Source organism: Snodgrassella sp. W8158 (genome assembly GCF_016100435.1).
In the GTDB taxonomy this organism is placed as follows: domain Bacteria; phylum Pseudomonadota; class Gammaproteobacteria; order Burkholderiales; family Neisseriaceae; genus Snodgrassella; species Snodgrassella alvi.
On sequence record NZ_JACFSM010000002.1, the window covers coordinates 156,963 to 170,402 of the forward strand.

11 protein-coding genes and 2 tRNA genes are annotated in these 13,440 nt (G+C 40.6%); 2 read left to right on the forward strand and 11 right to left on the reverse strand.

The window, feature by feature from the left end:
• Positions 1 to 398: 398 nt before the first annotated feature.
• Entirely contained in the window at positions 399 to 1,442 is a 1,044-nt protein-coding gene (locus H3V11_RS05310) for a zinc-dependent alcohol dehydrogenase family protein (RefSeq protein ID WP_198223771.1), read from the forward strand.
• A 73-nt stretch (positions 1,443 to 1,515) separates the two neighbouring features.
• Here H3V11_RS05310 and H3V11_RS05315 read toward each other — a convergent pair whose 3' ends face one another.
• The 11 genes from H3V11_RS05315 to tsaB all read right to left on the reverse strand — a co-directional run bounded on the left by H3V11_RS05315 (position 1,516) and on the right by tsaB (position 12,276).
• The gene (locus H3V11_RS05315) at positions 1,516 to 2,526 is read right to left on the reverse strand and encodes an aldo/keto reductase (protein WP_084586255.1); all 1,011 of its coding nucleotides are present in this window, start codon (positions 2,524 to 2,526) and stop codon (positions 1,516 to 1,518) included.
• Between the two features lie 191 nt (positions 2,527 to 2,717).
• Positions 2,718 to 3,686, reverse strand: coding sequence for a LysR family transcriptional regulator (locus H3V11_RS05320; RefSeq protein ID WP_084551810.1), 969 nt, complete (start codon positions 3,684 to 3,686; stop codon positions 2,718 to 2,720).
• A 625-nt stretch (positions 3,687 to 4,311) separates the two neighbouring features.
• Positions 4,312 to 5,511 (reverse strand): MFS transporter, encoded by a 1,200-nt coding sequence (locus H3V11_RS05325; RefSeq protein WP_198223772.1) that lies wholly within the window; start codon positions 5,509 to 5,511, stop codon positions 4,312 to 4,314.
• Between the two features lie 268 nt (positions 5,512 to 5,779).
• Positions 5,780 to 6,580, reverse strand: a complete 801-nt coding sequence (locus H3V11_RS12055) for an ABC transporter permease subunit (RefSeq protein WP_100125233.1) — start codon at positions 6,578 to 6,580, stop codon at positions 5,780 to 5,782.
• Positions 6,577 to 7,521, reverse strand: coding sequence for an ABC transporter ATP-binding protein (locus H3V11_RS05335; protein ID WP_100126452.1), 945 nt, complete (start codon positions 7,519 to 7,521; stop codon positions 6,577 to 6,579). The genes H3V11_RS12055 and H3V11_RS05335 overlap by 4 nt, the downstream gene beginning before the upstream one ends.
• Before the next feature lie 460 nt (positions 7,522 to 7,981).
• A tRNA-Asp gene (locus tag H3V11_RS05340) sits at positions 7,982 to 8,058 on the reverse strand.
• A gap of 32 nt (positions 8,059 to 8,090) precedes the next feature.
• Positions 8,091 to 8,166: transfer RNA gene (locus H3V11_RS05345), tRNA-Val, on the reverse strand.
• Positions 8,167 to 8,231: 65 nt separating this feature from the next.
• On the reverse strand, positions 8,232 to 10,205 hold the full coding sequence (locus H3V11_RS05350; RefSeq protein WP_172332926.1) for a monovalent cation:proton antiporter family protein: 1,974 nt from the start codon (positions 10,203 to 10,205) through the stop codon (positions 8,232 to 8,234).
• Between the two features lie 99 nt (positions 10,206 to 10,304).
• The gene (locus H3V11_RS05355; protein ID WP_025330266.1) at positions 10,305 to 11,171 is read right to left on the reverse strand and encodes a uracil-DNA glycosylase family protein; all 867 of its coding nucleotides are present in this window, start codon (positions 11,169 to 11,171) and stop codon (positions 10,305 to 10,307) included.
• Positions 11,165 to 11,596 (reverse strand): ribosomal protein S18-alanine N-acetyltransferase, encoded by a 432-nt coding sequence (gene rimI, locus H3V11_RS05360; protein ID WP_025330267.1) that lies wholly within the window; start codon positions 11,594 to 11,596, stop codon positions 11,165 to 11,167. The genes H3V11_RS05355 and rimI overlap by 7 nt, the downstream gene beginning before the upstream one ends.
• Positions 11,593 to 12,276, reverse strand: coding sequence for a tRNA (adenosine(37)-N6)-threonylcarbamoyltransferase complex dimerization subunit type 1 TsaB (tsaB, locus tag H3V11_RS05365; protein ID WP_025330268.1), 684 nt, complete (start codon positions 12,274 to 12,276; stop codon positions 11,593 to 11,595). Before tsaB ends, rimI begins: the two co-directional genes overlap by 4 nt.
• 261 nt (positions 12,277 to 12,537) lie before the next feature.
• Here tsaB and gluQRS point away from each other — a divergent pair, with 261 nt between their 5' ends.
• Complete coding sequence (gluQRS, locus tag H3V11_RS05370; protein ID WP_078475126.1) at positions 12,538 to 13,431, forward strand: tRNA glutamyl-Q(34) synthetase GluQRS; 894 nt, start codon at positions 12,538 to 12,540, stop codon at positions 13,429 to 13,431.
• The last annotated feature ends 9 nt before the right edge of the window (positions 13,432 to 13,440 follow it).

A 13,440-nucleotide genomic window follows, 5' to 3' on the forward strand; every position in this document is an offset into this window, starting at 1 on the left:
AGATACAATGCCTGTCAAACTGACTGATCCCCTTTACTGTCAGAAGAGCCTGAAAGAGTAAACGGGATCACAGTATCAAATAACTGAACACCATTAAATGTATAAAAAATAACTATCGTTATGAAATAACGAATAAATAATATGGGTTATAACCAAACCGGCTGCTATTGTGCATTGCTTGATGAAAAACTCAATAAATAGCGTAAAATAATCTTGTCTTAATATTTTTTAATGAAAAAAATAATGATGGCAAAGAGTTATTGCTAAACAATACAGAAAAAGCCGGAAAAATTCTTTGGTTCCTTCCGGCTTAATCTGAATAGTACTGATTCACTATGTTATATAAAGTGATTTGGCTGTCAGAAACAGGTAAATCACAGTAATCTGGGAAAATAACTATGAAAGTAGCAGTATTCGTTGAACCCGGAAAAGTAGCTATACGGGAAATGGAAAAGCCGGTTATTCAGAAACCTACTGATGCCATTATCCGCATTGTTCGTGCCTGTGTTTGCGGTTCTGATTTATGGTGGTATCGTGGAATCAGTACCTGTGAGCCGGAACGAATTGTCGGCCATGAAGCTATTGGTGTGGTTGAAGCTACCGGCAGCGCAGTAACTCATGTCCGTAATGGTGATTTTGTTATTGTACCGTTTACGCATGGTTGTGGTCATTGTGCTGCCTGTAAGGCAGGTTTTGACGGTAATTGTCAGAATAAAGAAGATGAGCGCAACGGCGGGTATCAGGGTGAATATCTGCGCTTTACTAATGCAGACTGGGCTTTGGTGAAAATTCCCGGTCAGCCGCAGGATTATTCAGATGCTGTTTTAAATTCGTTACTTACTTTGGCCGATGTTATGGCTACTGGTTATCATGCTGCTGCCAGTGCTGAAGTAAAGTCAGGAGATACGGTAGTGGTGATGGGTGATGGAGCGGTAGGGCTGTGCGGAGTCATCGCGGCGAAACTGCGCGGCGCTGAACGAATTATTGCAATGAGCCGCCATCCTGACCGGGCAAAACTGGCAGAGGAGTTCGGAGCAACTGATATTGTGCCTGAGCGTGGCGATGAAGCGACAGAAAAAGTGTTGTCGCTTACCCGGCAGGCTGGTGCTGATGCAGTATTGGAATGTGTGGGAACTCAGCAATCACTGCAAACAGCAGTTGCTGTAGCCCGCCCCGGAGCAATTGTTGGTTGTGTTGGTATACAGCATGATACAGAAATTAAAACCAGCGATGTTTTCTGGCGGAATATCGGATTACGCGGCGGTATTGCCAGTGTCACCACTTATGATAAAAATTTATTACTGCAAGCTGTGTTAAATGAAGAAATTCAGCCGGGGAAAGTATTTACCCATCGGTTTGATTTAACCGATATTCAGGCTGCCTATCAGGCTATGGATCAGCGTCAGGCGATTAAATCATTAGTTATTGTCAGCCATGAATAATAGATAACTCCCGCAGCTTAACAAGCTGCGGGAGTTATCTGTATGAACAGCAAAGCTTATTCTACCGGTCTGATCAGAAAATGCCTTTCATACCTTCCGGTGTATAGCGTTCTCCCTGAATATTGATATGATTTTTCAGCTCATTCAATGTCTGAATATCTGCTGTATCCAGTTTTAACTGGCAAGCCTGATTATTTTCATTCAGGTATTTTTCACTTTTGGTTCCCGGTATCGGTACAATATGTTCCCATTGAGCAAGCAGCCAGGCCAGTGCGATTTGACCCATAGTGCAATTATATTTAACAGTCATGGGTTCTAATGCCTGAAGCAAACGTTTGTTATGTTCCAGATTATCATCCTGAAAACGGGGGTTGGTACGGCGGAAATCATTTTCAGCCAATTCGTTTTTATTCTGAATTTTACCGGTCAGAAAACCACGCCCGAGAGGTGAGTAGGGTACAAGACCGATATTCAATTCTTTTAGTAATGGCAGCACTGAATCATCTTCTATATGACGTGTCCACAGCGAATATTCTGTTTGCACCACATCAACCGGATGAACTGCATGGGCACGCTGCAAGACAGGGGCAGAAACTTCACATAAACCGACATGGGCTATTTTCCCTGCCTGTACCAGTTCTGCCAGAGTCTGCATCGTATCTTCAATTGCAGCATTAGGATCTAAACGATGAATATAAAATAAATCGATCTGTTCAATGCCGAGTCTGGCCAGAGAGTCATCGCAGCATTGTTTAATATATTCAGGGTGGTTATTAATGCTGCGGTTATAGCCGGAAGTATTGTTTCTATCAATACCGCATTTGGTTGCGATAGTAAGTTGTGCCCGTACTGAAGCAGGCAGAGTTTTCAATACTGCACCGATCAGTTTTTCGTTTTCACCCCGACCATACATATCTGCTGTGTCAATCAGCGTAACACCGCTATCAATAACCTTGTGCATCATTGTGCTGGCATGTGCTGTATCTATATCACCATAAAATTCGCTCAGACCCATTGCTCCATAGCCCATTGCAGATACGGTAATGTTTTGTCCAAGTTTTCGTTGTGGTAAAGAATGGCTCATTATTTTCTATCCTCAGATTAGTTATATCTGAAACGCTTAATCAAATAATACTTTTATTCGACTGCGGTCAGATAATTGTTAATTACTGATAGTGATAGTAATTAATTAACCTTGCTAAGAGAAATATAAAATCATTGATATAAAAAATATATCAATGATTTGAGTTTCTGAACCTTCCGGAAATATACATGTCACAATGGTGTATTAACTGAATTATGGTGCTTAAAATACTCAATAATGGTTTGTATCACAGTATTTTCAGCCTGCTGATGCCAGAGCAGATGTATATCGATTGATAGTTGCTGTTCATATTCAGTAGTTAATTTTTTATATACCACTCCCGGGATATGTGCCTGTGCCATAGAAGCCGGAAGTAATAACATGCCTCTGCCCATGGCAATTTCCATCAGCATGGTTAAGAAATTAGGTAATTTCGGTTGTAAAACCAGAGAAGCAGTTAAGTTGCTGATGACTTTTTGCAGTTGATCATACAATCCCGGATTCTGGTACCGTTTACACCAGTACAGAGGTAAGTCTATTACTGTATTTAAATCTATTTCATCCCGTGAACAGGCAGGGTGGTTTTCAGGTAAGGCCAGTACCAGTTTTTCCTGATAGACTAATAAACTATTTGCCTGATCATTATTTTTTTTATAATCTGAAATAATAACCAGATCAATATTGCTTTTATTAAATTCAGCTAATAGCTCTTTTGAAGAGTAGTCTTGCTGCAAAAGATCGATGTTTGGCTGGAATTTATTAATAAATTCGCTGAATAGCGGAATAAAATTAAAACCCAGAATTTTAGTTATGCCAACAGTTATTCTGTCTGTCGAATAATTATTAACATTGGTTATGGCCAGAGATAAGCCTTCCAGCCAGTTTCTGGCTTTGTCTCTGAATTGTCTTCCCTGTTCAGTAAGCATGACATAGCGGGTATTACGTACTAATAAAGTAGTTTGCAGCTTTTCTTCCAGCTCTTTGATTTGCATTGATAATGGAGGCTGACTAATACCCAGTCTGCTGGCAGCTTTGCGAAAATTGCCTTCTTCACATACTGCCAGAAAATATTGCAATTGTCGGACTGTTGGCAGATGTCGGCTGTAAATGGCTGAGTTATCGAGATTATGTTCTGTCTGAGCAGGTAATTGATTATACATATTTCCCCTGATTCATTGTTGTGCATCCGTTCGCAATTAAACTGTATAAGCGACAATATTTTCGTCAATCAGACTGGAAAAGCACATCATGCGAATGTTTAATGGAAATGATTTAAAAAAAATCAAATCTAAAATTAAATTATCTGCAGGTAATTATTGATATCGTAGGGAATCATAACAGAAAAGATATAGTTAATGTTAGTATGAAAGTTAACGAGAAAATATTAATTAAATCTATAGAAACTAATAATGAGAGAAATAATACCAAATAATCTGGTGTAACAATCGTATGGAAAACTAAATATATGGTTTATAGATATCGGCTAAGCTGATTATCAATTATGCATTGGCTGGATCAGCAGAAAACAGATATTGTTGAAAATAAGTTGTGTCAGTTTCGCTTATGAATTCGTTTAGCTATTTTATTTAATAACAGAATCTCAAATATTGTCTGCAAAAGCTCTGCGCTATCAAAGGCAATTGCTGTCGGAGTATTGAGCCCGGAACTGATCATTTTAAATTTTCCACACTTAATCATCAATAAATCAGCAAAATATAAATATCAAGAATGATAATAATCTTTTTTCATAACGAGTTTCCTTATCAGTAAATTCCTGTATTTTTATTATTTATGATTATTGTTAATAAGTTGAATACCAACTAACGCTAAGATTAGATTTAACGTTGATAACAGAACACAAATGGCAATTACTCCACTCCAGGTCATGTTTTGATAAACTATACCTAATAGATAAGTGCCAATACTGCCTCCTGCTAAACACGAAAGTAAATATAAAGACGAAATCGCACCGCGCGAATTAATTGGCACAATTTTATTAAGCATGGCTATAACTAATGGCTGAATGCCAAATACAAATAAAAACAAAGCAAAAATCCCGAATCCGAAAACATATATTGCTGAGCTATAACCAATAGTCACAACCGATATACATACAGCTAGCAAACAGATGATTAAGAGAGACCGTTCTTTGATAATCTGTGATAATTTACCAGTAATTATGGTGCCAATAACCGCACTCAGACCGGCAAAATTAAGCCAGCCTAAAGTTGTTGCAGACAAATAAAAAGGTGAACTTTTCAAATAAAAAGTAAGTAATGAAGACAATCCTAAATAAACAAAAAATAGTAAAAAGCCGACTAATAAAAAAATAACTACCGTTTTATCAAGTAATAATTTAATTGCTGCTAGATAAGTACCCCGTACACTATTAGCTGAAGGTTGGATTATTGAGCGTTTTATACCGTAAGGGACAAAAAAACATGTTGCAGTTATCAAACCCGCATAAATAATAAATGCAACTTGCCAAGACCAAAGATCGGTCAGCATTGCGACTATACTTCGGCTAAAAATCATGCCCACAATAGAAGCTGAAATCATCATTCCCATTGCTTGGGGTAACTTATGGTTAGGCGTGTTTTTAGCTGTATAAGCGAATAATGCCGCAGGAACAGCAGCGGCAAAAAAACCGATTAATGACATGGTGACCAAATACAACGTAAAAGAATCAACAATCACCGATAAAAATAAACAACAAACAGTTCCAATACTACCGACCAAAACTAACAACTTTGTCGAAACTTTGTCCGAAAGCGGGCCATAAATAAAAAAAGAAATGGCATAAAAAAAGCAAGATAAGCTGAATATATTTCTCGCTGCTAAAATATCAATATGATAGCTTTGAGAGATCTCTTGAAAAATAAGTTGGCTGATATAAACCGACCCGACTAACAGCATGATTAATAATGCTGATAACATTAAATTCGGTTTTGTCTGTACAAGATTTTCTTTAGACTTTGCTTCCATGAACAAAATCCCGATTAGCGAGTGATTGAGTTCAAGACAGGTTAACTAACAAAATAAGAATTGAGAAATATATAATTTGTTATACGAAATTCGTATTGTAGAAAAACAAGATAAACCAATGCAAAAAGCAAAGACCTCAATCATACTAATCTGATTGAGGTTGATAAATTGCAAAATAGCATAAAGGTCAGACTGAAAATATCAGTTAAATTGCTGAATTATTAAATAATATTTTGAAGCCTGACCTTTAAAATTTTAGTGTTAACAGTTAGTTGGATAATGAAATATCACGCCGTCTGAATATCAATGTGGCTATCAGGAAAAAAATTAATGCATAGACAATATTGGCTGCCAAGGTAATAAAAAATTCACTCTGGACAGGCTGATCAACTGTTTTAGAAATTAACTCAATCAAATAGCTGTTTACATTTAATGGGCTTAATTTGTATATCCATCCGTCTTCAGGTAAATGAAGGTAGAAAAAGTTGATTAGTCTCCACAGACCACTAGCAAAGAAATAATACACAATACAGCTACCGGTTATGAGTGCACTGCTGTTAAATACGGAAGAAAGCATCAGAGCAAAAGCAGTAAAAAATATTGTAATGGTTAATATGAATATGCTGTATATTCCAGTGTACTTTAATACGATGCTAATTTCCGGTATTTGGTGAATTGTCAGTATTTGTATTAATAAACAAATAATTACAGATACAATCAGAAAAACAGACATTAATATAGTAATCGCTGCAATTTTAGCCAGTAATATTTTGTAGCGCTGATAAGGACGGGTCAGAATAAATTTAACTGTTCCTTTGGATATTTCAGAACTTAGAATATTAGATGCATAAATAATAGAGATAAAATTAATAAATTTGTAACAAATAGTGATACTATATAAAAAGACGCGATCACTATCATCTTTAGAAATTGAATGTGATGTATGAGTGATCACAGAATGCATAGTGCTGAAATAAATAATTAGTATCAATAATAATATTATGGGTATGATAATGGCATTTCTGGTTTTTTTAAGGTATTTACGCCATTCATTAATTAGTAATTTCATTTGTTGACCTTTTGTTGATTATCGTTTTTTATGCTTTGCAGAAAAGAATCTTCCAGAGAGTAATGAGTCAGCTTCAAACCAATTAAGGGAATATCATGTTGAACAAGAAGTCTGGCAATTTCTGCACGCGGATCGTGGTCAGTTGAATCGGTTGCAATTTCAAGATTATTGAGCTGACGGGTAACCTGATACCCGTTGTTCAGCAGAATTTTTTCTGCCGGTGCTAAATCTCCGTCTACTTCGATATGAATAATGTTATTGGATTTACCCAGAAAATCACTCATTGTTCCCGCATAGACCTGTCTGCCCTGATTAACGATAAAAATATCATTAACAATTTCCTGAAGCTCGGAAAGCAGGTGGCTGGAAATAATAATGCTATTTCCATGCTGAACAAAATTTTTCATCAATGTACGAAAATCTTTCATTCCTTTCGGATCAAGACCATTCATGGGTTCATCCAGAATTAATACTTTAGGCTGATGAATAGTTGCGTTTGCGACGCCTAATCTTTGGCGCATACCCAGAGAATAGCCTTTGACTTTTTGGTGTTCTGCACCTTTAAGCCCGGTTCTGGTTAATGTTTGCATTAAATCATCTTTACTGATTGACTTACGGCTCATATCAGCAAAGATTTGCAGATTATTAAAACCGGACATGTAATTATAAAATTCCGGATTTTCAATGATGGTACCAAGATTAAAAGCTGCTTTTTCAAAGTCTTTTTGTATATTGTGCCCACAGATTTTAATATCTCCGGAAGTGGGAAACATCAGACCTGTGAGTATTTTCAGCATAGTGGTTTTGCCGGCACCATTGGGGCCTAAAAAGCCCATAATCCGACCGGGTGCAATCTTGAAAGAAATGTTATCCAGAATCTTCCTGTTTTTAATCTTTTTGCTAACATTTTTAACTTCAATGAGATAATTGATTTTTCCCACTCTAAACCTTTCTTGTTCAGGGAGTTAAATTTATTGATTTTGTCGATGTTATATGAGTAAAGCAATACCTGTCTTTATGGTATACGGAATTTTTATTTTCCTTATTTATAATAATGTATTATACATAATTTAACAATATTAAAATGTCTGGTTTATTGGTGGTTTATTCAGCTGGACATGCTGAATATAAGTTGAGTGTTGCTTTTGAATCTTTTTTATATAATGAATCAGATAAATAGCTAAGCAGAAAAAATCTGACTGAAATAATTTTTGCTGTAATCGAAATTATCTACCAGAAAAATTCTGGGAATGATGTATAAATGGTCTGATTAAAGGGTATCTGTTCTATAAGGATTATGTATTTGAATATTCGGGTTTGACGTAATAGGTTGTCTGAAAAATGTTTGTATATAATGAATAATAAAAAAGCACAGCTTATGCTGTGCTTTTTTATTCAATTTGGCGCGGCGGACGGGGCTCGAACCCGCGACCCCCGGCGTGACAGGCCGGTACTCTAACCAACTGAGCTACCACCGCGCAAGTTTTATGCAACGCATAAAACAGAAAACTGGTGGGTGATGACGGAGTCGAACCGCCGACATTCTGCTTGTAAGGCAGACGCTCTACCAACTGAGCTAATCACCCCTGCTTGGGAAAGACGCTATTAAACCAGATATGCCGTTCGCTGGCAAGTACTAGTGATGAAAAAATTAGTTCGTTCCCTGTAGTGACCAGTTTTCAAAAAGAATTACTTTGTCTCTGGGGCCGAGTACAACCAGAGTATCTGCATTTTTAAAACGGAATTCAGAGTCAAATTTGCGTAATTGATGAGCATTGCGGCGTACTGAGAGCAGTTTTACTTTCAATTTGTCCAGCGGAAGGTCGTCTACACTTTTACCTACCAGAAAAGCATCTGGCGGCAGAGTGAAAGCCTGACGGAAATAATGGATATTCTCATCAGAGACGGTGTCATCGCTGCCGGCAAATAAACCTTCAAGTGCCTGATAACGATTTTGACGAATACGCTGCATGATTTGATAGACTTCATCAAACGGTTTGCCTGAGCTTAATAATGCCTGACTAGCGAGTGTAAGGCTGGATTCTTTCTCATCAGAAACGATATCGTCTGCACCCATATTGGTTAGCACAGGAATGTTGTCGTCGTTGGTAACGCGCACGATTACCGGCATGGTAGGGGCAATCAGCATAATATTATTGAGAATATGCTTGGCCTCTGTCATGTTGTTGATGGTAATCAGTACGGTATTGGCACGTTTTAATCCGGCTGCCTGTAATACTTCCTGCCGTTTGGCATCACCGAATGTGACCGGTTCTCCGGCAGCTTTGGCTGTGGCAACCCGTTCAGCATCCAGATCAATGGCATAGTAGGGTGTATCCTCCTGTTGCAGGATACGGGCAATGCTCTGACCGCAGCGGCCGAAACCGATAATGAGAATATGGTCAGATTTGCTCATGGTATCTACCAGTATGCTCTGTAAATCAACTGCCTGTTCGTCCCAGCTGCGTTTAACCAGCAGTTTATTGATTTTATCTGCACTTCGCATAATAAAGGGTGCCAGTATCATGGAAAGCAGGATGGCGGCAATGGCTGCTTGTTGCAGCTCAAGAGAAATGAGTTTTAATGCGCCGCTAATGGCCAGCATAACAAAGCCGAATTCACCACCCTGAGCGAGATACAAAGCTGTTTTAATGCTGTCGCCGGTATTTTCTTTCATGTAGCGGCTAATGCCAAATAGTACCGCTGCTTTCAGAATAACCAGCAGTGCTCCCAGTATCAGTATCATTAACCAGCTTGATTGTAAAACTTGTATATTCAGTTTCATGCCGATGGTAATGAAGAAGAAGCCGAGCAGAATGTCCCGGAAGGGGCGAATGTCATCTTCTACCTGATAGCGGTATTCGGTTTCTGATATCAGCATACCGGCAACAAAGGCGCCCAGTGCCAGTGACAGACCGGCCAGCTGAGTAAGATAAGCAACTCCGAGAGTGACCAGCAAAACGTTAATCATGAAGAGTTCGCTGGATTTGGTGCGGGCAATCAGACGGAACCACATAGGCATGATTTTACTGCCGACCACCAGCAGCAGACCTAAGGCAAGTGCCATGGTAAGCAGGGCTTTGCCCATTTGCAGGATCAGACCGTCACTGCTGTGAGCCAGAGCAGGTAATAAAATCATCAATGGAACGACGGCAATATCCTGCATCAGCAGTACGCCCATAATCATGTGGCCGTAATGCTGTCCCAGTTCGTTTTTTTCTACCATAATGCGGCTGACAATAGCCGTCGAAGACATAGTCATGGCTGCGGCAAGGGTAAACGCCCATGTCAGCTGAATACGCATGGCTGCAAACAGGATAAAAAGTATCAACAGGGTAAGTGCGACCTGTAATCCGCCTAAACCAAGCACCAGCCTGCGCATGGCCTTAAGTTTGCCGATGGAAAACTCAAGCCCGATGCTGAACATAAGAAAAGTAATGCCGATTTCTCCGATAAATTCGGTGGCATGACTCTGATTAATTAAATGCAGCCAGCCAGGACCGGCTATGAAGCCAACTACCAGGTAGCCTAGCATGGCGGGAATGTGTAAACGTCGGCAGATGATAGAGGCCAAAACAGCCACCAAAAGAATCATCACGACAGGGCCAAGAGAAATATGCATAATATATTGATTTTATTTAATTAAAATTTTATTATCATATTTTAACATAGATGTTTTGGCTTGTGCGGACTTATACCTTATAAAGATACATTTTTTAACAGATTATTGTAAGAAATTGCGCAATTGTTTAAGTGCTGTCCATGCATTGGCTTTTAAATGGCTTTGACGCAATAATCGTGCAGGGTGGGGCGATATTACGTAAGGAATATTGTGCAGATTGTGTGCCAGTATTGTCTGGTCGAGCTGGCTGAATATCTGCCCGAGCAGCAGAATAGCCTGAGGTCGGATATGTTCGATCTGAGCATTCAGATAAGGCAAACAGGCTTGCAGATGCTCATCAGTAATGCGCAGGCTGACATTAGGCGCACACTTCACCTGACTGGTAAAAAAAACTTCTTCAGCAGTAATATTGATGGCTGCCAGCATATTGCTGAGCAATTTGCCGACTTCTCCGCTGAAAAGCTGCCTGCTGCTGTCGTCGGGCGGTGCAGGATTAGAGCTGATAACCAGAAGCCGTGCATTGCTTGCACCATATCCCGGAAGTGGAGTGCAGCGCTCCTGATGCAAATTGCAGCGAGTGCATGCAGCCAGTGTTGCCGGAATGGATTCGAAGCTGATATTTAATTTATCACTTGTGGTAATGGGGCTGATTTTGCTAGTGTTATCTTCTTTGGTAATCTGTGTTACAGATTCAGTTGCCGGCTGATTGATAATTTGCCGAAGTGCGTCACGATGCCGGTTGGCTGGCTGAGTTGCAGTAATATCAGCCGGCGACGTCTGGTGAGAAGTTCTCACTGGTTGTGAACGGACAGAATTGTCCGGAACAGAGCGCGCAACAGGCCGGGTATCGTTTTTTACTGGCGTATTTGTTTCTGTAATTTCGGAAGGTATCAGATAAGCAGTTTGTGATAACCACATGGGGCCGAGACCCAGCGCTTCGTGCAGATAAAGATAGCGGCTGTCTAGCATGGTTTTTCCATTAATACAGCATCATCACCATTCTGGTAATAATTTTTACGTATGCCACAGGATACAAAACCATTGTTTGTATACAGTTGCAGTGCACCGGAATTGCCGGCACGCACTTCAAGCAATATCCGGTTCAGATGCTGTTGCTTTGCATGCTGGAATAAATGTTCCAGTAATTGTTGTGCATAACCCTGCCGTCTGAAATCAGGATGGGTGTCAAGCAGATGAATTTCGGCTTCCCCCGGCAGTTTTTGCCAGACCAGCATGCTGACAATTCCATGCACAGGCAGGTCGATTACCCATACAGGCTGTGGTGCATAAACGGTATTGGCCAGTTGTGTTGCTGACCATGGCGCCGGATTACACTGTTTTTCAAGCTCATGCAGAGCGGCGACATCAGCGAGAGTGGCGGCACGGATATTCATGCTATCTGACTCGCAGTTCGTCTGGCAGCCTGTTCGGCAGCTGTCAGAGCAATTTTATTGCGGACATAATGCAGGCTGGCATGAGCAGCATCAGTTGCTTTGTAACGACCGGATAAGGCCAGTTGCACATACTCCTGAGCTCCGGGCATAAGATTCTGCCCTGATACGGGTAAATTGATATTCAGCCCGTAAGCATTACCGATACCTGTAGCCTGATGCTGACCGGCCGGCAGACAGATGCTTTCGGCAGTACCCACCAGATAATCACTCAGACGTTTATGATTATGGGTGTCATACCATGCATAGAATAGTTCGTTCATACGTGCGTCTGTTGCGGCCAGTACGCAAGGCTGATCCGGTGCAAGAGCAGCTACAGCATCCAGACAGGGAATGCCAATCAGTGGCAGACTGAATGGCAATGCTAAACCAGTAGCTACACCCAGACCAATGCGTAATCCGGTGAAAGCACCGGGGCCTTGTGCGTAAATGATGGCATCCAGCTGAGACAGTATCAGTCCGGATTCTGCCAGTAACTGCTGTATACGCGGTAATATCAGTTCAGACTGTTTTGCACCGGCTGCTTCGCAGATGCTGTCAGTATGTCCGTTGTGATGCAGTCCCAGTGACAGATAACTGGTGCTGGTATCGATTACAAGCAGACGTGAATCATTGCTAATCATGATGTGTTAATGTATTCGGATAAATTGAATTATACCGTTTTATGCCTTTATTTTTTAGGTTAAATATTGTGCCAGAGTAAAGTTATAGGTAAGGGTAATAAATGCTATTTTTGGGTAATTTTTTGATAAATAATTGTTTATATTCTAGATTTAGTGATTAATTATCACGGCTGGTTTGTACTTTTTCGGGTGTGATGTTAAGTTATATTAGCTGTGCCGGCTGTGAAATTGAATTAAGAATGGAAGTTGTTTGTGGATGAGTTGTATGTAGGGCGTTTTGCCCCCAGCCCTACCGGTTTGTTGCATATTGGTTCGCTGCTTACTGCGGTAGCTTCTTATCTGGATGCGCGCAGCCGGCAGGGACGCTGGCTTGTGCGGATGGAAGATCTGGATCCGCCACGTGAAATGCCGGGTGCGGCAGCAGCTATTTTATCTGCACTGGAAGCTTTTGAACTGCACTGGGATGGTGAAGTTGTTTATCAGAGCAAGCGTCATCACCTTTATGCTGCAGCTCTGGCGCGATTGAAAGCGCAAGAACTGGTGTATCCGTGCTTTTGCAGCCGAAAAACGATACAGGCTGAAGCACAGGGCATGGGTACGGATGGTTTTATTTATGGCGGACATTGTGCATCTTTGAATGCAGATATGTCTGTCTGTTCAGAGAAAATGCCGGCATGGCGTTTGCGAACTGGTACAGATATAACCGGTTTTACGGATGCAATACAAGGTTATAAGCAACAGTGTTTATCCAGAGATGTGGGCGATTTTGTTTTGTTGCGGGCAGATGGTTTCTGGGCTTATCAACTGGCGGTCGTAGTTGATGATGCGGATCAGGGAATCAATCATGTAGTACGCGGTCAGGATTTGTTATTATCTACCCCCCGTCAGATTTATTTACAGCAGTTACTGGGTTTTTCACAGCCGGCTTATGCTCATTTACCGTTGCTGACTAATACGCTGGGACAAAAATGGTCAAAACAGACGCAGGCACCTGCATTAGATTTGCGCCGGCGTGAAACTTTACTGCGGCAGGTTCTCACTTATCTCGGGCAGCCGCAGGCACCAGAGGTGGATAGTCTGTCTGATTTGCTGAGCTGGGCGGTGCAGCACTGGCAGCTTAAGCGTATTTCACCACAGGCAATTGCAACAAATTAATGCTGATAG

Excerpts from the sequence above, each read along its gene's own strand:
- H3V11_RS05310 (WP_198223771.1), top strand. The coding sequence starts at position 399 with ATGAAAGTAGCAGTATTCGTTGAACCCGGAAAAGTAGCTATACGGGAA.
- H3V11_RS05315 (WP_084586255.1), bottom strand. The coding sequence starts at position 2,526 with ATGAGCCATTCTTTACCACAACGAAAACTTGGACAAAACATTACCGTA.
- H3V11_RS05320 (WP_084551810.1), bottom strand. The coding sequence starts at position 3,686 with ATGTATAATCAATTACCTGCTCAGACAGAACATAATCTCGATAACTCA.
- H3V11_RS05325 (WP_198223772.1), bottom strand. The coding sequence starts at position 5,511 with ATGGAAGCAAAGTCTAAAGAAAATCTTGTACAGACAAAACCGAATTTA.
- H3V11_RS12055 (WP_100125233.1), bottom strand. The coding sequence starts at position 6,580 with ATGAAATTACTAATTAATGAATGGCGTAAATACCTTAAAAAAACCAGA.
- H3V11_RS05355 (WP_025330266.1), bottom strand. The coding sequence starts at position 11,171 with ATGCTAGACAGCCGCTATCTTTATCTGCACGAAGCGCTGGGTCTCGGC.
- rimI (WP_025330267.1), bottom strand. The coding sequence starts at position 11,596 with ATGAATATCCGTGCCGCCACTCTCGCTGATGTCGCCGCTCTGCATGAG.
- tsaB (WP_025330268.1), bottom strand. The coding sequence starts at position 12,276 with ATGATTAGCAATGATTCACGTCTGCTTGTAATCGATACCAGCACCAGT.